This window comes from Micromonospora sp. CA-263727 (assembly GCF_050942455.1).
Taxonomy (GTDB): Bacteria; Actinomycetota; Actinomycetes; order Mycobacteriales; family Micromonosporaceae; genus Micromonospora.
The window spans coordinates 6804859-6822896 of the sequence record NZ_CP192031.1; the positions used below are offsets into that span (position 1 = coordinate 6804859).

22 protein-coding genes and 1 pseudogene are annotated in these 18038 nt (G+C 68.6%); 19 read left to right on the forward strand and 4 right to left on the reverse strand.

Features of this window, described 5'->3' with window-relative positions; all coding sequences use genetic code 11:
* Nucleotides 1–156: 156 nt before the first annotated feature.
* The 4 genes and pseudogenes from ACQPYA_RS29980 to ACQPYA_RS29995 all read left to right on the forward strand — a co-directional run bounded on the left by ACQPYA_RS29980 (nt 157) and on the right by ACQPYA_RS29995 (nt 2955).
* Nucleotides 157–1263, forward strand: coding sequence for a hypothetical protein (locus tag ACQPYA_RS29980; RefSeq protein WP_433530349.1), 1107 nt, complete (start codon nt 157–159; stop codon nt 1261–1263).
* Nucleotides 1264–1513: 250 nt separating this feature from the next.
* Nucleotides 1514–1741: pseudogene (locus ACQPYA_RS29985) on the forward strand (Scr1 family TA system antitoxin-like transcriptional regulator); the annotation flags it as partial.
* Between the two features lie 87 nt (nt 1742–1828).
* Nucleotides 1829–2386 (forward strand): hypothetical protein, encoded by a 558-nt coding sequence (locus ACQPYA_RS29990; protein WP_433530350.1) that lies wholly within the window; start codon nt 1829–1831, stop codon nt 2384–2386.
* Between the two features lie 38 nt (nt 2387–2424).
* Entirely contained in the window at nt 2425–2955 is a 531-nt protein-coding gene (locus tag ACQPYA_RS29995; RefSeq protein ID WP_433530351.1) for a hypothetical protein, read from the forward strand.
* Nucleotides 2956–2964: 9 nt separating this feature from the next.
* Here the strand turns inward: ACQPYA_RS29995 and ACQPYA_RS30000 are convergent, their stop codons facing one another.
* Nucleotides 2965–4620, reverse strand: a complete 1656-nt coding sequence (locus tag ACQPYA_RS30000) for an FG-GAP repeat protein (RefSeq protein ID WP_433530352.1) — start codon at nt 4618–4620, stop codon at nt 2965–2967.
* A gap of 120 nt (nt 4621–4740) precedes the next feature.
* Nucleotides 4741–5970 (reverse strand): cytochrome P450, encoded by a 1230-nt coding sequence (locus ACQPYA_RS30005; protein ID WP_433530353.1) that lies wholly within the window; start codon nt 5968–5970, stop codon nt 4741–4743.
* Between the two features lie 490 nt (nt 5971–6460).
* On the opposite strand from ACQPYA_RS30005, the gene ACQPYA_RS30010 reads away from it, so the two are divergent.
* Complete coding sequence (locus tag ACQPYA_RS30010) at nt 6461–7885, forward strand: hypothetical protein (protein WP_433530354.1); 1425 nt, start codon at nt 6461–6463, stop codon at nt 7883–7885.
* 103 nt (nt 7886–7988) lie between these two features.
* On the opposite strand, the gene ACQPYA_RS30015 is transcribed toward ACQPYA_RS30010, so the two are convergent.
* Nucleotides 7989–8549 carry a cysteine hydrolase gene (locus ACQPYA_RS30015; RefSeq protein WP_433530355.1) on the reverse strand — a complete coding sequence of 187 codons (561 nt, stop codon included), beginning with the start codon at nt 8547–8549 and terminating at the stop codon, nt 7989–7991.
* A 1296-nt stretch (nt 8550–9845) separates the two neighbouring features.
* Nucleotides 9846–10070, reverse strand: coding sequence for a helix-turn-helix transcriptional regulator (locus ACQPYA_RS30020; RefSeq protein ID WP_433530356.1), 225 nt, complete (start codon nt 10068–10070; stop codon nt 9846–9848).
* Nucleotides 10071–10735: 665 nt separating this feature from the next.
* Between ACQPYA_RS30020 and ACQPYA_RS30025 the strand changes: the two genes are divergently transcribed.
* From ACQPYA_RS30025 to ACQPYA_RS30090, 14 genes are all read left to right on the forward strand, one after another.
* Nucleotides 10736–10981, forward strand: coding sequence for a DUF6284 family protein (locus ACQPYA_RS30025; protein ID WP_433530357.1), 246 nt, complete (start codon nt 10736–10738; stop codon nt 10979–10981).
* Nucleotides 10981–11247 (forward strand): hypothetical protein, encoded by a 267-nt coding sequence (locus ACQPYA_RS30030; RefSeq protein ID WP_433530358.1) that lies wholly within the window; start codon nt 10981–10983, stop codon nt 11245–11247. The genes ACQPYA_RS30025 and ACQPYA_RS30030 overlap by 1 nt, the downstream gene beginning before the upstream one ends.
* Nucleotides 11247–11621, forward strand: coding sequence for an RRQRL motif-containing zinc-binding protein (locus ACQPYA_RS30035; protein WP_433530359.1), 375 nt, complete (start codon nt 11247–11249; stop codon nt 11619–11621). Before ACQPYA_RS30030 ends, ACQPYA_RS30035 begins: the two co-directional genes overlap by 1 nt.
* Before the next feature lie 26 nt (nt 11622–11647).
* Entirely contained in the window at nt 11648–11959 is a 312-nt protein-coding gene (locus ACQPYA_RS30040; protein WP_433533684.1) for a hypothetical protein, read from the forward strand.
* Nucleotides 11956–13146, forward strand: coding sequence for a hypothetical protein (locus ACQPYA_RS30045; RefSeq protein WP_433530360.1), 1191 nt, complete (start codon nt 11956–11958; stop codon nt 13144–13146). Before ACQPYA_RS30040 ends, ACQPYA_RS30045 begins: the two co-directional genes overlap by 4 nt.
* A gap of 14 nt (nt 13147–13160) precedes the next feature.
* Entirely contained in the window at nt 13161–13322 is a 162-nt protein-coding gene (locus tag ACQPYA_RS30050) for a hypothetical protein (protein WP_433530361.1), read from the forward strand.
* A 93-nt stretch (nt 13323–13415) separates the two neighbouring features.
* Nucleotides 13416–13847, forward strand: coding sequence for a DUF3307 domain-containing protein (locus tag ACQPYA_RS30055; protein ID WP_433530362.1), 432 nt, complete (start codon nt 13416–13418; stop codon nt 13845–13847).
* Between the two features lie 89 nt (nt 13848–13936).
* Nucleotides 13937–14152 (forward strand): hypothetical protein, encoded by a 216-nt coding sequence (locus tag ACQPYA_RS30060; RefSeq protein WP_433530363.1) that lies wholly within the window; start codon nt 13937–13939, stop codon nt 14150–14152.
* Between the two features lie 210 nt (nt 14153–14362).
* Nucleotides 14363–14530 (forward strand): hypothetical protein, encoded by a 168-nt coding sequence (locus ACQPYA_RS30065; RefSeq protein WP_433530364.1) that lies wholly within the window; start codon nt 14363–14365, stop codon nt 14528–14530.
* A gap of 109 nt (nt 14531–14639) precedes the next feature.
* Nucleotides 14640–14807 (forward strand): hypothetical protein, encoded by a 168-nt coding sequence (locus ACQPYA_RS30070; protein ID WP_433530365.1) that lies wholly within the window; start codon nt 14640–14642, stop codon nt 14805–14807.
* 86 nt (nt 14808–14893) lie between these two features.
* Entirely contained in the window at nt 14894–15064 is a 171-nt protein-coding gene (locus ACQPYA_RS30075) for a hypothetical protein (RefSeq protein WP_433530366.1), read from the forward strand.
* Nucleotides 15065–15281: 217 nt separating this feature from the next.
* Nucleotides 15282–17285, forward strand: a complete 2004-nt coding sequence (locus ACQPYA_RS30080; RefSeq protein ID WP_433530367.1) for an FtsK/SpoIIIE domain-containing protein — start codon at nt 15282–15284, stop codon at nt 17283–17285.
* A gap of 189 nt (nt 17286–17474) precedes the next feature.
* Complete coding sequence (locus ACQPYA_RS30085; protein ID WP_433530368.1) at nt 17475–17750, forward strand: hypothetical protein; 276 nt, start codon at nt 17475–17477, stop codon at nt 17748–17750.
* On the forward strand, nt 17747–18034 hold the full coding sequence (locus ACQPYA_RS30090; RefSeq protein WP_433530369.1) for a hypothetical protein: 288 nt from the start codon (nt 17747–17749) through the stop codon (nt 18032–18034). Before ACQPYA_RS30085 ends, ACQPYA_RS30090 begins: the two co-directional genes overlap by 4 nt.
* Nucleotides 18035–18038 lie beyond the last annotated feature (4 nt).

An 18038-nucleotide genomic window follows, 5' to 3' on the forward strand; every position in this document is an offset into this window, starting at 1 on the left:
GTGCCAGCGCTACCCAGGGCCACCCAGGGCCAGGCCACCCGGCGACTCATTGATCGTGACGGACCGGTGTGGCAGGATGCGGCCACCGCACCCACAGGTGCGGTTCGTGATCCATGGGGGATTTTCTTGACATCCGTACGTAATGTCGGACTGATCTTGGCGGGAACGGTCGCGGGTGGGCTGCTGCTGGCACCGCCGGCCCAAGCGGACCCCGTCTACCACGACACCAAGATCCTCAGCACCACCATCAACAACGGCAAGCCGATCGTCATGGGGGCGACCGGTCTGGTCGCGGTCCCGGTCACGACCGAGATCTACGACAACTCCGGTGGGGTGGTGCGGATCGATGCCCAGATCCGCACCGTCGGCGGCGGCTTCTTCTTCGTCTTCCTGGAGGGCGACGCCGGCTACAACATGACCTGTGTGGCGGCCACGCCCACCACGCAGATCTGCACCGGTACCGCGATGGTCCACCAGTACCACGTGGACGATGCGTCGGCGGGCCACCCCGTCCACCTGCGGATTTCGGGCTACGCCATTGACGGCGGGCGCTACGACAACCTGCTGAGCGCCGCGGCGGACAGCGTTCCGCTGCTGAAGCAGACCTGGCAGGCGACGGCGAACGCGACGCCCGAACCCGCCCGCAAGAACGGCACCCTCACCGTCACCGGCCGGCTCACCCAGCCCAACTGGAGTGCGCTGGAGGCCGACGGCAGCACGAAGGTCGTGGTCGGCTACGCGAAGCAGCCGGTGCGGCTTCAGTTCAAGAAGGCCGGCGCCACGTCGTACAGCACCGTCAAGACGGTCACCTCCGGCGCCGACGGCAACCTGAAGACGACGGTCAAGGCCACCACCTCGGGAACCTGGCGGTGGTCGTTCGCCGGCAGCGGCACCTCGGTCGGCTCGACGTCCGGCGGGGACAGCGTCACCCTCTACAAGGTCTCCAAGCTGACCGTCAACGCCTTCCCCGAGCCGGTGGCCAAGGGTGGCAAGCTGACCGTGACCGGCCGGCTGACCCGGGCCACCACCGATGCTGCCAGTACCTTTGTCGGCTACGCCAAGCAGCCGGTCAAGCTCCAGTTCCGCAAGGCCGGCAGCAGCAAGTACACCACCGTCAAGACCGTCCACACCGACGCCAAGGGCAACCTGAAGACGACCACCACCGCCAGCGCCGCTGGCTACTGGCGCTTCTCCTACGCGGGAAGCTCCACCGTCGCCTCCGTCTCGGCCGCCGGTGACCACGTCGCCCTGAAGAAGAAGTAACAGACCCGCGCCGGGGGAGCCGGGCCGTCCCGGTCCGGCTCCCCCGGCGGTACGCGGACGGCCTTCCCCTCACCGGCCACGCGCCTAGGACACGAAGCGGTCGTACGAGGTGACCGGGAAGGTAGCGCGTCACCGAACTGGTCGGCGGCTTCCTCGTACAGCGTCGCCAGGTAGATCAGCAGGGCTGCCCGATCCTCCCGGTACTCGCCGAGGAGTCGCAGCTTTGCCGCGCCGCACGGCCAGCATGATCCCGTCCACAGTGGGCGAATACGCCGGCCTCAACGGCCCGTTCATCATCGCCACCGCGGCGGATCACCGCATCGCCGGCTACCTGGACAACCAGTTGCAGGGCCAAGTGGTTAGCGAACAGGCCGACATCGCGGCGATACTGGCCGTGTGGGAGAACGTGCGCGGCGAGACGCTCTCCCACTGGCAGTCGGTCGATCTGATCAGGGAGGTGGCGGAGTCATGGAACTGACCGGAGCCATGGGGCCGCGCATCGCCGGCGTCAACAAGACCTGACCACCGTCGTACACATGTTCTATCCACAGGTTGTGGACGCCGGGTGAGCTACCAGCTCAGCGCGATCGTCGCGGACGCCGACCTGCTGCGCGAGGAGACCCGCGAGCTGGACCATGCCGTCTTGGGCGGGTTGCGCCAGGGCTTCGCCCTGCTGCCGGTGACCTGGCAGCTGGTGCAGGAGCTGACCGGCACGCCGCCCGACTACGCGACCGACGAGCCCGGCCCGGAGCACCCGTTCACGCTGATCCTCTCCGCCGAGCTGACCGAGGCGCTGGCCGGTTGGTCGCAACGCGGCCCGCTGGCGTACGTCGAGGCGGATTTCGCCGGCGGCACCGGGCATCAGGCGGCGGCGGTCTGGTTGGGCGGTGCGCTGGCCTGGGGCCCGCGCTTCGACGCGGCGTTCGACGGGCCGCGCCCCGACTGGCCGATCAACGGGGCGCTGGTCGAGTTGGGCGCGGAGCCGGGCCGGTGGATCGACCCCTTCGCCGAGCTGGGCTTACACGTCGAGCGGAGCACCGAGGGCTGGCTCAACCACGGGCGACGCGGGCTGAGCGCCGACTACTGGGACGAACTCGCCGAAGAATGGGAGGCCCGGCAATAACCTCCGCGCCCCCGTCACGTTGGGGACTGGGGGATTCCATGAATTTGCGACAATTCGGCTTCATCGCCACACTGCTTTTTGCTGCCGCGATCTCGGGCAGCGGACCCATGCCACCGGACACCATCGCCGTGCCCGCGCCCGTCGCGTCGATCACCGTGGTCGATCTCGACGGCCTCGCCGACGTCGACTTCGGCGACACGGAGAGCGAACTGACCCGGCGCGGCATACTCCGCACCGACGTCGACGCCTGCGGCCCGACGCTGGCCGGGCACGACATGGTCAGCCCGATCTTCATCGACAATCGGCTGGTGCTGCTCTGGGCCGGCGACCCGGTCCGAACCCCGGAGGGGGTCACGGCCGGGTCGCCGATCGCCGAGGTCAAGGCCAACTATCCGCAGGTACGCGCACTGCACGCGCCACGGGGAACACACCGTTTCGACGGCCTGCTCGCCCGTGACGGCGACCGTGCGTACCTCTTCCTGCACGACGGCCGCACGGTCCGCAAAATCATCGCCGGGTACGCCGACTGGGCGCATCGCCTCTTCGTCGAGGGCTACGGCCCCTGCTGACCCGACGGGTCAGTAGTAGAGGCCGCCGTTCTGCGGGGTGGCCAGGCGACGGCCGTACCACTTGGGCCAGACGAAGTCGGTACGCAGGCTCAGGCCGCTCCACGACGTCGACTGCGGGGCCAGCCCGCCGGAGCCACCGTGGAAGAGGGCGACCGACCCGGAACCGAGCCCGGCCTGGTCGCCGGCCACCTCCTCGCCGGGCGACGTCACGAGGGCGTCCAGCGGGCCGGTGCCGTTGAGGTTGAGAATCGCCGCCGAGCCGCCGAACCGGTCGCCACGTTCGGACCCGCCCGGAACCACCGCGTGATCCTGGTCGAAGCCCTGGGCCCCGGTGCCGGTCAGCCCGGCGGCTGCGCCCTTGAGCAGGACGATCGTGCCCGCCTCGGCCTTCGTGCCGATCGCCTCGCCGGGCGCGCCCACCAGCAGGTCGGCCCGGCCGTCGCCGGTCACGTCACCGACCGCGAGCGTCGCACCGAACAGGTCACCGGCCTCCGGGGAGCCGGGCACGCCGGGCGTCGCCTGGGTGATGAGCTTGGCGGCACCGCTTGCGAGGCCAGCTGACCCGACGGTGAAGACCGCGGCCGCACCCTCGTTGCCCTTCGGGATCTGGGTGTGCGGCGCACCGGCGATCACCTCGCCCAGCCCGTCACCGTTCAGGTCACCGACCGCGAGCGCCGTGCCCAGGTTCCAGACATAGCTGTCGCTACGCCCGGTCGCCTTGCGTAGCGCCGCCCCGGTGACCGAGGTGGCCCCGCTCAACTTCACCCCGCTCGCCGAGCCCCAGATCAGCGTGATCATGCCGCTGCCCGTGGGCGAGCTGCTCTGGTTCTCCTGCGGTGCGCCGATGATCAGGTCCGCGTACCTGTTGTTGTTGACCTTCCCGATGGCGAGGGTCCACCCGAAGTGGTCACCACGCTCGGCGGAGCCCGGCACCGCAGCCTGGTTCTGGTGCAGTTGCTGGGCGCCGGTGCCGGTCAGCCCGCCGACACCGCCGTAGAGGACGGTGACCGCACCGGCCTCCTTGGTGGTCCCGATCGCCTCGCCGTACGCCCCGACCGCCAGGTCGTCCCGGCCGTCGCCGTTGATGTCACCGGCCGCCAGCGCCGACCCGAACCAGTCGCCCTGCTCCGAGGCGCCCGGAACGCCCGGCGTGCTCTGGCTGAAGTGCTTCGCCGCGTCGATCCGCAGGCCGCTGCCGCTGCCGGGGATCACCCACACCCCACCGGCGTGCACCTGCGCGCTCGGGTCGTACTCCTCTGCCTCGCTGATCGCCAGGTCGTCGTAGCCGTCCCCGTCGAAGTCCCCGGCGGCGAGGACCTCGCCGAAGCAGACGCAGCCGCCGGCCGGCGAGACCGCCGCCGCGTAGTAGTCGACGTACGGTGCCGACGAGTAGCGCGCCACGACCAGGCCGGCCGGTGACTGCGGGAAGCTGTGCTCGAAAGGATCGACGGAGGCGGCGATGTCGTCGACACCGTCCCCGTCGAAGTCCGAGCGGGTGGGACCGGTCCCCTTCACCGGGGTCACCGCCTTCGCCACCCGGTGGTACTGGAGGATGACCCCTTCCCGGGTGATCGTCCGAACCTCGTCCGCCGCCCGCGCGGGCGCACCCACCGCCATGCTGGCCGCAACCGCCAACACCGACACCCCGGCAACACTTCGCCGCATCGGAAACCCCCGTTTGTCATCGACGCGCCCACATCTTAGGAGACGTCGATCAATAGCGGCGTACCTGATCGGACAGACGTCCCGGCCCGGACGGGTCGGGCCCGCGTGTCGCCGCCGGCCTCACCAGCTGACCGGCACCTCCACGGGGCCGAGAATGGTGTGCCCCTGCTTCCACCGCACCTGGTCCGGAGCCACCGCCAGCCGCAGGCCCGGCAGCTCCCGCAGCAGCAGCGTCAGCGCGACCCGAACCTCCAGCGCGCCCAGGTGCGCGCCGATGCAGTAGTGCGGCCCGTAACCGAAGGAGAGGTGCGGGTTCGGGTCCCGCCCGAAGTCCATCAGCTCCGGGTTGGTGAAGACCCGCGGGTCCCGGTTCGCGGCGTCATGCGACGGGATCACGATGTCGCCCTCGGCCAGCCGCGCGCCGCTGGGCAGCATCACCTCCGCCATCACCCGCCGGGGCATGTCATCGCCGTTGGTGGTCGAGTGCAGCCGTTCCAGTTCGGCGACCGCCCCGTCCACCTGCTCCGGGTGCGCCAGCAGGTAGTCCCAGGCGGAGTCGTAGCCGCCGTACGGGCGGGTGCGCAACACGTACACGAAGGTCGAGATGGAGCTGGCCGTGGTCTCCCACCCGCCGACGATCAGCGAGAGGGGCAGTTTCACCTGCACGTCCAGCGGCTGGTCCGCCGCCGCCGTGGCGATCCGGGTCATCAGGTCACCGGCCGGGCAGCCCCGCCGCCCGTCCAACTGTTGCCACAGGTAGCCACCCATCTCCTCGGCGGACCGGGCGGCGTCGGCCCGGCTGAGGTCGCCGGAGCCCAGGAACATGTCGCCCCAGCGGCGGAACTGCGCCCGGTCCGGTTCCGGCAGGCCGAGCAGGTCGGAGATCACGTTAAGGGCGAACGGTATGGCGAAGTCGCCGACCAGGTCGGCCCGCCCGTTCCTGGCGGCCAGCACGGCGAGCTGCGCCTCGGCGGCTGCCCGCACCGTGTCGCCCAGCTCCGACACGGCGGGCTTGGTGAAAGCGTCCTTCACCGTGCCCCGGACGGCGGCGTGCTCCGCACCGTCCATTCCGAGCATCGTCCCGGAGACGTCGACCTGGTCGGCGTGGGCGGCGGCGGCCCGGGAGAACAGGTCCTGCCGACGGAGCACCTCCCGGACGTCGTCGTACCGGCAGATCAACAGCGCCGGCAGCCACTCCCCGCCGACCTGCCGCACCACCGGCACGGTGCCGGAGCCGGACGCGGCGAACTGTGCGTAGTAGGGGTGCTTGTCCGGGCCGGGTATCCGGTTGACGCCGTCGGAGTCGACGTGGAAGGGGTGCCGAACGGGGGCGTCCTCGACGGGGATCATGAGGAGACAATCGCACAGGGGCACAACACCGGCAGTCAGCCACCGGCCGGCACGAAAGGCCCCGAAAAGGGCGTGAAGCTCGCCGGACGGCAGCACAGAACGCCCGGCAGATCCTCGCGGATCAACCGGGCGTTCGCCTGCTCACGAGCGGTGGCGGCGGGATTTGAACCCGCGGAGGGCGTAAACCCTCACACGCTTTCGAGGTCTGCGCTCGGGTGTACCACAGAGGTCGAACCGGTACGTCACCTGCGGCCGGAGCTTCCCGCACGCCCTGGTGAACCGCGACGTACGGTCCCGAATGAGACCGCAACTGAGACCACGCCCCGCCTAGATATGAAGGCCGCGGGGATCTAGGTGTTGGCGTCAAAGCACTAGAAATGCGACGGGATCGCCCGGTTCCAGACACCGCAGGGGTTACGGCGGCAGTAGCGAGAAGCAGACACGCCTTGAGAACGAACGTGACGGTGACAGACAGCGATACGATGAGCAGATGATCCAGGGGTCACGCCTTTCAGCCGGGCAAGTCTTCGTCGCGGGTGGTCTTCCCACCATCACCTACAGTCCGCGCGCGGACCTAGGGCTAGAAGCCCGACTTCAGGACTATCTTGATGAGAAATACCGGATTCTGTCAATTTCGGGTCCCACCAAAACCGGCAAAACCGTACTGGTAAAAAATGTCCTTCAGGACGTCGACAAAATTCTGATTTCTGGCGGAGATATCCGCAGCGTCGGAGACCTGTGGGGCCATATTGCCGATCACTTGTCACTGGTATCGAGTTATGAGGAAACACGGCAGGACACCGACGCTGAGTCTCGAACGCTAGGCGGAGATGTCCAGCTTCCCGGGATGGCAAAGTTGTCTAGGTCCGGCCAAGAGTCGGTCTCGTCTTCCACTTCCGACAAGACCATCCGAAACCGGTCAGCCGACATTGCTGCCAAAAAAGCGCTCCGAACAGCCTGCATTCCTCTGATTATCGACGATTTTCACTACATCCCCGCAGATGTCCAGATTGACATCGTTCGTTCACTCAAAGACCTCGTATTCGACGGACTCCCAGTCATTGTCATTGCTGTTCCCCATCGCGCCTACGACGTCATTCGGGTCGAAAAAGAAATGACAGGTCGCGTGGAGCAGCTTCCGGTTGGATTTTGGTCTAATGCCGAACTACGGGGAATCGCCCAAAAGGGATTCGAGGCCCTTAATGTGCTTGACGAGGCCGGGGTAATCACCGAGCGGCTGGCGGCAGAGAGCTTTGCCAGCCCTCACTTGATGCAGAGCTTCTGTCTAGAAGTGGTCAAGGGAAGCGGAATCAGGGAGAAGCAGGCAGCGCCGACCTTGCTTCACGAGCCCATGTGGACGGAATTCTTCAAGGAACGCTCGGTTGCCGCCTCCAAAACCGCTTTCGACAAGCTTGCACGAGGACCGCGACAGCGAACCGACCGTAAGCCGAGGACCCTCAAGAACGGCTTAACCGTGGACATTTACGGGGCTGTACTGATGGCTATCGGCCACACCGGCCCCCTCACCAGCATCTCTTACGAATCGCTTAGAGCTGCCATGAGGGACATTGCCGCCGAAGACGCACCATCCGGCCAAGAGATAACTCGCATTCTTGGTGAGATGACCAAAATAGCTCGGGAAATCGACGGCGAGCCGGTAGTCGACTATGATGCAAGCCTTGCTACTCTACACATCTCCGATCCCTTCTTTGCATTTTTCCTAAAATGGCGCGCTGGCGAGGAGCTTGCAGCACGGGAAGAACAAATGCGCACTACTTTCACCCCACCAGCGAATCCTGGCATTTCTTGGCTACCGAAGAATCCGGCAGCGGGGATGCCTGCCAGGAAGCAACCGAAGGACACGCCGCGGTTCAATAAGGGCAGCAAGCGCCGAGGGCGGGGACGGCGAAAGTGAGGTAGAAGAGGCCAGCCGAAAAGGCGACGATCCCAGCTTCCGGGCTGCCTCGGCGGCCACACTCCCGACGTCGGTTACCGCCGCTCCGCTTTCGCACCGCCCGTTAGCTCTGGAAGGGCTGGCTAGCGACAAGCGTGGCAGGAAGTTCAGCACGTGTGATGACCTGTCGTGGGCCGATGAAGCGACGGGCCACTAAGAGACCTGCGGCATGAGCCTCGGCGCCGGCATGGCTGGCCGACGCGTCGGCAATCAGCCACGGCGTGAGGTTGCGTTCGAAGGCATCGACAGCACCCTTCAAAACACAGCTCTCTGTCGCAATCCCACAGAAGTAGAAAGTGCTCCACCCCCGCCGCTCAAATGCCGCTTGGCTGTCGATGGTAAACGGGCTGTAAATTCGCTTGTCGAGCATCGTCCCGCGACCCAGGTACGGTTGCAGCTCAGGCACAATGTCAGTCTCAGGGGAAGACTGAAGCCGGCTCCACTCGAAAAAACGCTCGAATGGACTACCGGGATAGTTGAAGTACCGCGTGAAAAGAACGTCGCCGCCGGACTCCTGCCATCGGCGTACCAGGTCGACAACGATCGGCACAACATGCGCCGACTGCTCTCGTACGAACCCGTTCTGCATGTCGGTCACCACGAGCACCGGCTGACCTGCCGTCATCTCAACCTCTATTCGCGTCTCGGAGTGTTTCGATTGCCTGCTCCAACGCAGGCATGAGGTCGCTTGTTCGCAAGATGGCTCTCCGCATCGCCTGATGCTGGCCCGTCTCCCGTGGCCGTGAAGTTGTGAGGCGTGAACGAACTCCTCGAAGATAGCGCCATCCGTGCTCCGGCGGAACTTCAGGGTCTCGCCCATGTTCGATCTGGCGGGTTATAGCGTCGGTGAACGCCCACATCGATTGAACTGCCAGTTCACATGCTACAAGCTCGGTCTCTGTTATTGCCCGGTCCGGCGCTGTCGGATGGTAAACGACACCAGACCAAGAGGCGAAGCCGGAGGAGATCCCGCGTAGGCCGAATGACTCGATACCCGCGTGGTCGTATCCCTCCGCCAGCAAGGATTGCTCTATCAACTCTGCATGGGCTAGATGCTCATCGTCCATCGGCCGATTCCTGTGCAGGAGCACCGACGGCGTAGACATTATCCGGAGCGCAACGTCTAGTAACTCGGGAGCCCAAGCCGATTCGGTTAACCAGTGTGTGCCCAGGACGTAAAGCGCGCTCTGATCAACGGCACGCACGTACCGAGAGAGAAAGTCGGCCGCCCACTTGATATTGTCTCCGTAGGATACCTTCCGCCATGCAGCAAGTGACGCAATGGTAGAGAGCTGCAAGTCTTCGACCAGATGAAAGACGACCGACCCACAAGGCCAGAGGTAAAGAGAGCACTCTCCCTCCGGGTGATCAACGGGCGCAACGGAGCACGCGTGCCATTGCCCCTCGGCAGAGTCGAGCGAGAGGCCGTCGCGCAACGATGCTGCGCCTTCCGCGCCTACATACGCGGGCACGAATTTGTGGGATCGCACGGAGAAGTGCGGGCGGTCCGCTGCGGCGCTGTCAAGTTCACCGAACAAGTCATGAGGCTTCGCGCCGTACGCCAGGCAGTACAGCTGCCGGTAGATCGGATCGGTAACCGCTACTCGCCCGGTTTCATGGCGGTACATTGCCTTTTCGATCGCTTCGACTGTAGGCGTCTCCCGCAACCCACCAGTCAGCCCTAAGCGGTGCAGCTCACGCGCTGCCCGCTTCCGCGAGTCCCAGCCTGCTGCCTTCCGGCGGTTCACGAGCACCAAGTTCGGCTTGAGCTGGCGAGAGACCTCAGTGGACATGGACCGTGTCCCTCGTGTCCGCGCGTGGGGTCTGCCACATCCCCAGCGCAACGGGCACTCTCGATTCCAGGCAGACAAGGTGCCGCTGCCGATCGGAGACGAGAGAGGGGGACACCTGATGCTCCGGGCTAGTCGACGGAAGTGCCCCGGCGCGGCCTACTGGCCTGCCACTGCTGGATGGTCTTCGGCCGCCAGGCCGGGGACCGGCCGAACATCCGATCTGGCGCGGGAGCCTGACCGCGTGAGACGTAGGACGCCCACGTCGCACGGCTGATCGGCACGCCGACAGTCGCCAGGTAGGCCCGCACGTGTTCTGTGGTCCACCAGTCGGTGGGCAGCTCGCTCGAAGTCATCACTACAAGCCTACGCGGTAGTGGTGCTTGCGCGAATACAACGTCGCGCTGTAGCGTGCGAGTACAACGCCAAGTTGTAGCGCTGGCGACTCCACAGCCGGCGGAGGTGGCTTCGGCTGCACCGCTCGTGAATCTGCTGGACCGCCGTGGCGCTCGGTGTTTGACAACTGCACAGAGGTCCGGGACGCAGGGAGATCCGTCTCCCCGATTGGGTCCCGATGCACGCGATCTAGGGGTGGCGAGCGGCGTTCGGCTGTTGACGTGTCCGGCCGCATGACCTGTCCGCTTTAGGGGTTTGGCCCCTTGCTTGCCCAACCGAGGATCGCCCGGCGTGCCGGTACGGCCCGCCCTTGTTGACCGCTGGCGAGTTGCGTACGCCGCCCGGCCTGTAGTGGTCCGGGCGGCCAGCGGAGGTCGCCACTGCGGTGACCAGACGAAAACCTGCTTGATTCGAGCTGGGAGAGGTGAGCCGTCATGTCCGTGAGCATTGCCGCCGCCGTGCGGATTTCGACCAAGCGCAGCGCCGTGTGGCGTGAGTGCCGCGGCTGCGGCGGTCTCGCCCCGTTGGCCCCGGATCAGGCCCGCTGCCGCTCGTGTGAGGAGCGGAGTTCTTCCCGTCGCCGCTCGGCGACGGGTTCCCGCCGTTCTGGAAGGACCCGCCAGAAGTGATTACCGACCGCGACACCGCTACCGCCGCCCCGACCCCGGCTGAGCTGGCCGCGATCGAGTTGGAGTGGCCGTTGATCGCCGCCGAGTTGGATGTGTTGGACGCCGAGATCAGGCTGATCAACGCCGAGGACCACGGCGGCCCGACCGCCCTGGACTGGCGTCGGGTCCGCCGGGCGCAGGCCCGGGTCACCCGCGCCGCCGCCGACCTGGCCGCACGCCCCGAGTTTCGGCAGGTGGCCTGATGGGGGAGACGGGTTCGGGCCGGTACCGGTACACCGCACGGGACCTGGAACGTGTCCCGCCAGGCCGGGTGCGGGTTGGTGACCTGATCGCCTCCGCCGGGCCGCCCGGTTCGGGCCGGTTCTCGGCGGACCGGGTGACCGCCGTGTGGTGGGCGGGCAAGGACCGCTTCCGTCCGGTGGACACGTGGCGGATCGAGTACGGGGCGGGCCGCTACTTCGTCAACCCCGACACCATGCCCGTCTACCGCGTTCGGGTGCCGGCCTGATGTCCCGCATCCGCGCCGCCTTCCACGACCCGGACGGGTCGCGGTACGGCATTCCCACCTTTTGGTGGCAGGGTGCCCCGCCGGGCTACGTCACCCGCCGTCAACTGCGCGCCGCCGGGCTGCGGCCCGCCGGTCAGCCGGTGGCCGCGCAGATCCTCTGGCGCGGTGTCGGCGGTACCCGGACGGCCTACCTGTACCGGGTGGACCTGGCCCGGCCGAAGCGCACCGCCACCCCCGCCCAGCTGCGCGCGATCTCCGCCGCGTTGACGGCCCGCCGCACCTGCCCTGCCTGCGGTGTGGTCCGGCCCTACTGCACTCCGCGCTCACTCGGTGAGTGCGTCGACTGCGCCTACCCCGAAGGAGAGTCCCCGTGAACACCCGTAAGAGTCGCCGTGCCGTCATGGCCGAGCTGCTGCTGTTGGCCGACCCGACCGGCATTCGCGTGCACACCGATGGCGTGTCGCTGGCGGTCGACTTCGACAGCACCGCCGCGCTGCGGTCGTGGCTTCACCTGGCCGGGCTCAACGACCCGGACCTGCTCATCGCCGAGCGCGAGAGCACCGACGACGACGGTCGGCTGCGCCGGACGATGAACGCCTACCCGACGTGGCACGGGTGGGAGATCTACGCCCACGCCGTCGAGTACACCACTCCCGTCGACCTCGCCCCGGCCACGGTCGACCGGCTCGCCGCGCTGGCGGTGGCCGGGTGAGCGCGGTGGAGTTCACCCGGCAGGGCGGTCTGCTTGTGCCGGCCGATGTGGCCGAGTCCGGTCCGAACGGGCCGGCGGTGCAGTTGCGTTCCCGGCTGGCCGGCGAGCGGGCGTTGGTCGACGCGCGTCGGGAGGACACGCGGGCACGCCGGGCGCAGGATGCGGAGCATCGGATCGCGTTGGCGGATGTGGACGAACGGTCCGCCGCCGTGTCGCGTGCCCGTCGGGAACGCGCCCGCGACGCGGAGGAAACCGCCGCGCTGGCCGCGTTGTACCGCCGGGCTGCTCGTGATGGGGAGCGGGCGCGGATCCGGGCCGATATCGGCCGTAGCGCGGAGATGCGGGCGTTGCGGGTCGCGTTGGTGCAGCGGGTGACGCTGCTGGCCGGGGTGCCGATCCTGGTCGCGTTCGGCGCGTGGTCGACCACCGGGGTACAAGCCGGTGTCGCCCGGCTGCTCAGCCTCGACGGCGGGTCGCCGGGGTGGTGGGCCGCGTGGGTGATGGAACCGGCGTTGATCGCGGTCGTGGCGCTGATCATCATCGGCCGGGCCGTGCTGCGTTCCTCCGGTGGTGACACCGACCGGCGGGCCGACGTGGCCGAGTGGACCGCGTTGTCGATGTCGCTGGCCTTGAACATGGCCGGCGGCTGGCACGGGTCCGGATGGGACGCCCTGGGGGCGGCGTTGGCGCATTCGCTCGGCCCGATCGGCGCGGCCGGCACCGCGTTCCTGATCGGCGTGTTCATCGACTACGCCACCAACGCCCGCCCCTGGCAGGGTGCGCCCCGGCTGGCCGACCTCGATCTGACCGGCCGTCCGGACCCCGACCCGTACCACCCCGCCGACGGCCTCCAGCAGGGACAGGGACCGCAGCACAGCGCCCCGGCGCAGGCGGACACCCGCCCGGGCGGCGGCCTCGGTGAGCCGGCACCGGCTGAGCCGGTCACGGCGGTTCGTGAGCCGGTCCGTCCGGGGCGGGTCACGGCCCGGACGCTGACCGCTGGAGAGCGGGTCATCGCCGCGCACACCGCCGACCCGGACGCCCCGCACGAGCGGATCGCCCGACTCGCGAAGGTCAGCGTGAGCACCGTCAAACGCCACCGGCCCCGCCCGATGACCGGTTCACCATCCGCACCGCACGCAGCACAAACACCGGTCACCGACACCCCCGCCCCGATCGCCGCCTGAGAGAGGGAACGCCGATGTTCGGCAAGAAGCCCACCGTCCCGAACACGATCAGCGACCCGCAGCACGCCGACCTGAGCCGCCGCGCGCAGAAGACCAACCCGCAGTGGTTCAGCGACCAGGCCATCAAGCAGCGGCTGGCGTCGACCGCGCAGCGCCGCAAGGCCGACCAGTCCTGACCCCGCCCGGCGGCACAGCCCTCATGGCCTGGAAACCAGTGCCGTGCCGCCGGCCCACCCCCTCAGCCGAATCGACCTCGGGAGTTGCCTCTCATGTTCGCAGACCCGACCGGCGGTGGCGCTACCGCGTTCGCCGCCGTGTTCGCCACCCTCTACGCCGCGCACCAGGTGGCCGACCATTGGGTGCAGACCCAGCACCAGGCCGACTGCAAGAGCGAGCCCGGCTGGGCGGGCCGTATCGCCTGCGCCGCCCACGTCACCACCTACACCGCCACCGCCGGTATCGCCCTGACCGTGCTGATCCTCGCCACCGGGCTGCGCCTCGATCCCTGGGGCGTCGCCGTCGGGCTGGCCGTCTCGGCGGTGTCGCACTACATCGCCGACCGGCGCACCCCGCTGCGTCGCCTCGCCGAACTGCTGGGCAAGGACCCGCACTGGCTCGCCCGCGGTGGCGGCATGTACGCCCTCGATCAGTCCTGGCACACCGGCTTCCTGTTCCTCGCCGCCCTGTTCTGCGCGGCCTGACCGCTTCCGCCACCACCGGGCGATAGCGCCCGGTGGTGTGCGGTGGCTGTCAGACCCGCTGACAGCCACCACCCGAGAGGAATCCGCCTGTGGCGATCTCGTCCTGCAACCAGTGCGGCAAAGGCTTCCGCAGCGTCTCCATCGACGACACCGGAACCCTCGCGATCTGCACCGCCGGGCACTACACCTTCGACCCCGCCACCGCCACCAGCGGCGGCACCGTCCACACCGGCAGCATCACCGTGACCGGCCAGTCCGCGATCGGCAACGGCGCGACCGCCATCGGCGGGCGCAAACGGCGCTGACCTGCCCGGCAGCACGGCCCTGCGGCCGTCTGGCAGCCAAGGTCTTGTTCCGACCAGGGTCTTGTTCTGACTCGCTTCACCGCGCACCCACCCACACGACCGTGGGCGGGTGCGCGGGGTGTGGCCAGTCAGCCGACCGGCCAAAAGGGCGGCCCACCCGCAGGTGCAACTGCGGGCGGGCCGATCGGACGACCCACAGGAGGTCACCCGATGTTCCACCGTAACCCGAAGCCCCCGCAGTGCACCTGCCACAACACCGGCCGCTGCGGCTACTGCCCCTCCATCGCGGTCACCGCCACCCGGGAAGCCCACCTCCCCACCGGCAGCCCCGGCCAGAAAGCCGCCGACCGAATCGACCGCAAGGCAAACCGCCGCTGACCCCATCCCACCGTGCACATCTGTCCGCTTCTACCACCCCCGGGCCCATCGCCCCGGGGGTGGTGGTGGCCGCCAGAGCGTCTGGACGGCCGGGAAGGGAGCACTCCTGATGGGCAAGAGCAAGGACGAGAAACGGGCCGCGATCCGCGAGCACAAGGCCGCCCGCGAAGACCTGGCGCGGGTCAGCAGCAAGAGCCGGGACGTGACGCCGGAGTACCTGGCCGCGAACCGGCGCGTTCTGGACGCCGAGAAGAACCTTCCTTGGTGGCGTCGCTGACCTGACCGCTTCTGCCACCCCCGGGCACATCGGTCCCGGGGGTGGTGGTGGCTGCCAGAGGGTCTGGACGGCCGGGAGGGGAAGTCATGGCGAAGCAGAACACGCCGTATGGCATCGACCCGAACGAGTACGCCGCGGCGGTCGCGGAAGCGGTCCGCCGGGGTGGCGGTAGCCACGACGACGCCCGCACGGCGGGCCGGGCCGCCCGCAAGGACATCAAAGCCCACCCCGACAGCGGTGGGAGCAAGCGGAAGTGAACACCCGGCGGCACGGCCCCTGGCTCGCAACCTGTGCCGTGCCGCCGGCACCCCCGACCCGACCCCTTTTTCGACCGGTGGAGGAAGTCTCATCATGACCAGCGATCCCATCATCAGTCCTGCCGGGCCGCCGGATGAGAAGGCGGCGCGGATTGTGGATTTGGCGCAGCGGCGGGCGGACCGGGCCGCTGCTGCGCAGGGTTTGTCCGCTGCTGACGTGGCGGACATCGAAACCGTCGCCCCGGAACCGGCACGGGACGGCGGTCCGGTCGACCCGCCGGACCGTCGTCCGGACCTCGCCGAGCTGCTCGATCGGCGCGCCGGGCCGGTGTTGCCGTTGTGGTTGACCGACCCTGGTCAGCGGCGTGACATGCTGCGCCGTGCGGCCGGTGCGACCGGCTACCACGTGGGCACTCACCTCGCGCTCTCGCCGGTGTATGCGGGCAAGGTCGCCTGGTACGCGCCGAAGGGCGCGGCCCGCCTGGCCGGTCGCGTGTTGGGGTGGACCAGCGCGGAGACGGGGAACTGGCATCTGCGGCAGGATGCGGCGAACCGTAACGACCCGCGCACGTGGTTGGACCTGGATCGGCATCGGATGCGTCAGGCGTCGTGGCGGTGGTGGGTCACCGGCGCGGGCACCCTCGCGGCCGGCAGCGGCGGTCTGGTCCTCGCCTCCGACCTGACGCCGTGGTGGGTGAAGGTGCCCGTGGTAGCCGCCGGTCTGGTCGGGTTGGCCCGTTACGGGCGGCCCTTGGACAAGCCGATCCTGGCGCGCACGGTGGTCCGCCCGGTCTACCGCAAGCTGACCGCCGAACTGACCCGTAAGGGCATCATGGCCACCGGCCTGGTCAAGCGGCCGGAGGACATCGTGTTTCCCGCTGGGGTGGGGGAGATCCGCCGGGACGGCCCGGGTTACCTCGCGATTGTGGACCTGCCCGATGGGGTGATCGCGGTCGATGTGGTGGAGAAGCGGGAACTGTTGGCCGGTGGGCTGCGGCTGCCGGTCGACCAGGTGTGGCCGGAGGTCATGCCGCGTGAGCACCCGTCCCGGTTGGCGTTGTGGGTGGCCGACCGGCCGGTGTCGGCCATGAAGCAGCCCCCGTGGCCGTTGCTGCGCGGTGGGCAGACGGACTACTTCAAGCCGTTCGTGTACGGGTTCGACCCGCGTATGCGGCCGGTGGACTACCGGATGGATGAGCGCAACAGCCTGTTCGCCGGGTTCCCCGGGTCGGGTAAGTCGCTGTCGGCGCGGGTGGTGATGGCCGGGATGGCGCTGGATCCGCTGGTGCAGTTCGCGGTGTTCGACCTGGCCGGGCGTGGGGACTTCGACGCGTTCGAGCCCTTGTGCCCGCCGGAGTTGTTCGGGTCGGGGGCGGACGAGGGCACCAAGGCCAACGCGTACCGGATGCTGATGTGGCTGCTCAAGGAGTGCGACGTGCGCGGCCCGCGTATCAAGCACTACGCCACCCAGGGCTTGAACAGCGAGAACAAGCTGAACCGGGCCATCGCCGCCAAGGATGCCCGGTTGCGGCCGGTCGTGGCCGCGATCGATGAGGTGCAGGAACTCATCACCGACCCCGAGATCGGCAAGTCGAGCGCGGCAGCGATGACCAGCATCATCAAACGCGGCCGGGCACTCGGGATTCACCTGGTGTTGATGACGCAGCGCATCGACAAGGAGTCACTGCCCAAGGGCGTCACGTCCAACATCGCCAACCGCACCTGCCTGGCCGTGCCCTCCCATGTCGAAACGGACCTCGCGTTGGGCACCGGCGCGTACCGCCAGGGTGCCCAACCGACCCGCTTCGAGGTCGGTGTCGACTCCGGGTGGGGTGTGCGGGTCGGCTACGGGCCGATGGTCTCCGCCCGCGCCGCCTACCTCGATCGGGCCGCCGTCGAGAAGATCTGCGCCCGCGGTGTGGCCCTGCGCGGCGGTACCACCGGCCCGGCCGACCTGCCGGCCGCCCGGGACATCCTGGATGACCTTCGGGCGGTGTGGGTGCCATCCGAGCGGGGACAGCACTGGGACACCCTGGCCGGACGGTTGGCCGACCGGTTCCCGCAGGCGTACTCCGCAGTGACCCCCGAAGCGTTGTCCGCGCTCGTGCGCGCGAAGGGCGTCGAGTCACGCAACGTGAAATCCGGCGGGGCGACCCGCAAGGGCGCGTACCTCGCCGACATCACCACCGCCGCACAACAACGCGACGCCGACGACGGCTGACCGCCGGTAGCGCGGCGGGTAGCGGACCGAACACAGGTAGCGGCAGCGCTACCCGGGCCGCTACCCGCCCCACCAGCACCGATCTTCACCGGTAGCGGTAGCGGCCCATGCCGCCTACCGCCGGTAACCCCCCGTTTGGAGCCTCCAGTGACCCTCATCGTGGCCGCTACCAGCACAAACATGCCCGGAATGTCCGTAGTCTGGTTCGCCGGAATTGCCCTACTCGTTGCTGTCGGTTACGCCGCCGCTTGCTACGTCCGGCCGTTCACTGCCTGTCACCGCTGCAAAGGCACCGGCACCGCCCCACCCCGCCTCTGGGACCGGCTGCGCCGCCGCATCACCCACCCCCGCGCCCTACGCGGACGGCCCGACTGCCGCCGCTGCACGGGCACCGGACTACGCCTGCGCATCGGACGCCGCGCCGTCAACTACGTCCGCCGGCTACGCCGGCACGCTGGCCGGTGACCCGCCGGCCCGCCGGTCACACCGACTGGTGCGGCCGGGACCACCGCTGCAACCTCAACGAACACCGCTCCGACGAAATCGTGATCGACATCCCCGGACAGGCGCGGGCCGTCCTGATCCGCGTGCGGACCGCCGCCGGCCGCGACCACGCCGAGATCCGCGTCCGCGTGGCGCTCGCCCCCACCGAGGTGGCGGCCCGCCGGCAGTTGGTCGGCCTGCTCGGCGACCTGCGGCAGGCGGTCAACCGTGCCGCGATCACCGGACAGCCCCGGGCGAGGTGGTGAGCCG

Excerpts from the sequence above, each read along its gene's own strand:
- ACQPYA_RS30050 (WP_433530361.1), top strand. The coding sequence starts at position 13,161 with ATGTTCGGCAAGAAGCCCACCGTCCCGAACACGATCAGCGACCCGCAG.
- ACQPYA_RS30000 (WP_433530352.1), bottom strand. The coding sequence starts at position 4,620 with ATGCGGCGAAGTGTTGCCGGGGTGTCGGTGTTGGCGGTTGCGGCCAGC.
- ACQPYA_RS30015 (WP_433530355.1), bottom strand. The coding sequence starts at position 8,549 with ATGACGGCAGGTCAGCCGGTGCTCGTGGTGACCGACATGCAGAACGGG.
- ACQPYA_RS30030 (WP_433530358.1), top strand. The coding sequence starts at position 10,981 with ATGGGGGAGACGGGTTCGGGCCGGTACCGGTACACCGCACGGGACCTG.
- ACQPYA_RS30055 (WP_433530362.1), top strand. The coding sequence starts at position 13,416 with ATGTTCGCAGACCCGACCGGCGGTGGCGCTACCGCGTTCGCCGCCGTG.
- ACQPYA_RS30070 (WP_433530365.1), top strand. The coding sequence starts at position 14,640 with ATGGGCAAGAGCAAGGACGAGAAACGGGCCGCGATCCGCGAGCACAAG.
- ACQPYA_RS30040 (WP_433533684.1), top strand. The coding sequence starts at position 11,648 with ATGGCCGAGCTGCTGCTGTTGGCCGACCCGACCGGCATTCGCGTGCAC.
- ACQPYA_RS30075 (WP_433530366.1), top strand. The coding sequence starts at position 14,894 with ATGGCGAAGCAGAACACGCCGTATGGCATCGACCCGAACGAGTACGCC.
- ACQPYA_RS30065 (WP_433530364.1), top strand. The coding sequence starts at position 14,363 with ATGTTCCACCGTAACCCGAAGCCCCCGCAGTGCACCTGCCACAACACC.
- ACQPYA_RS30010 (WP_433530354.1), top strand. The coding sequence starts at position 6,461 with ATGATCCAGGGGTCACGCCTTTCAGCCGGGCAAGTCTTCGTCGCGGGT.
- ACQPYA_RS30005 (WP_433530353.1), bottom strand. The coding sequence starts at position 5,970 with ATGATCCCCGTCGAGGACGCCCCCGTTCGGCACCCCTTCCACGTCGAC.
- ACQPYA_RS30085 (WP_433530368.1), top strand. The coding sequence starts at position 17,475 with ATGTCCGTAGTCTGGTTCGCCGGAATTGCCCTACTCGTTGCTGTCGGT.
- ACQPYA_RS29995 (WP_433530351.1), top strand. The coding sequence starts at position 2,425 with ATGAATTTGCGACAATTCGGCTTCATCGCCACACTGCTTTTTGCTGCC.
- ACQPYA_RS30020 (WP_433530356.1), bottom strand. The coding sequence starts at position 10,070 with ATGACTTCGAGCGAGCTGCCCACCGACTGGTGGACCACAGAACACGTG.
- ACQPYA_RS30035 (WP_433530359.1), top strand. The coding sequence starts at position 11,247 with ATGTCCCGCATCCGCGCCGCCTTCCACGACCCGGACGGGTCGCGGTAC.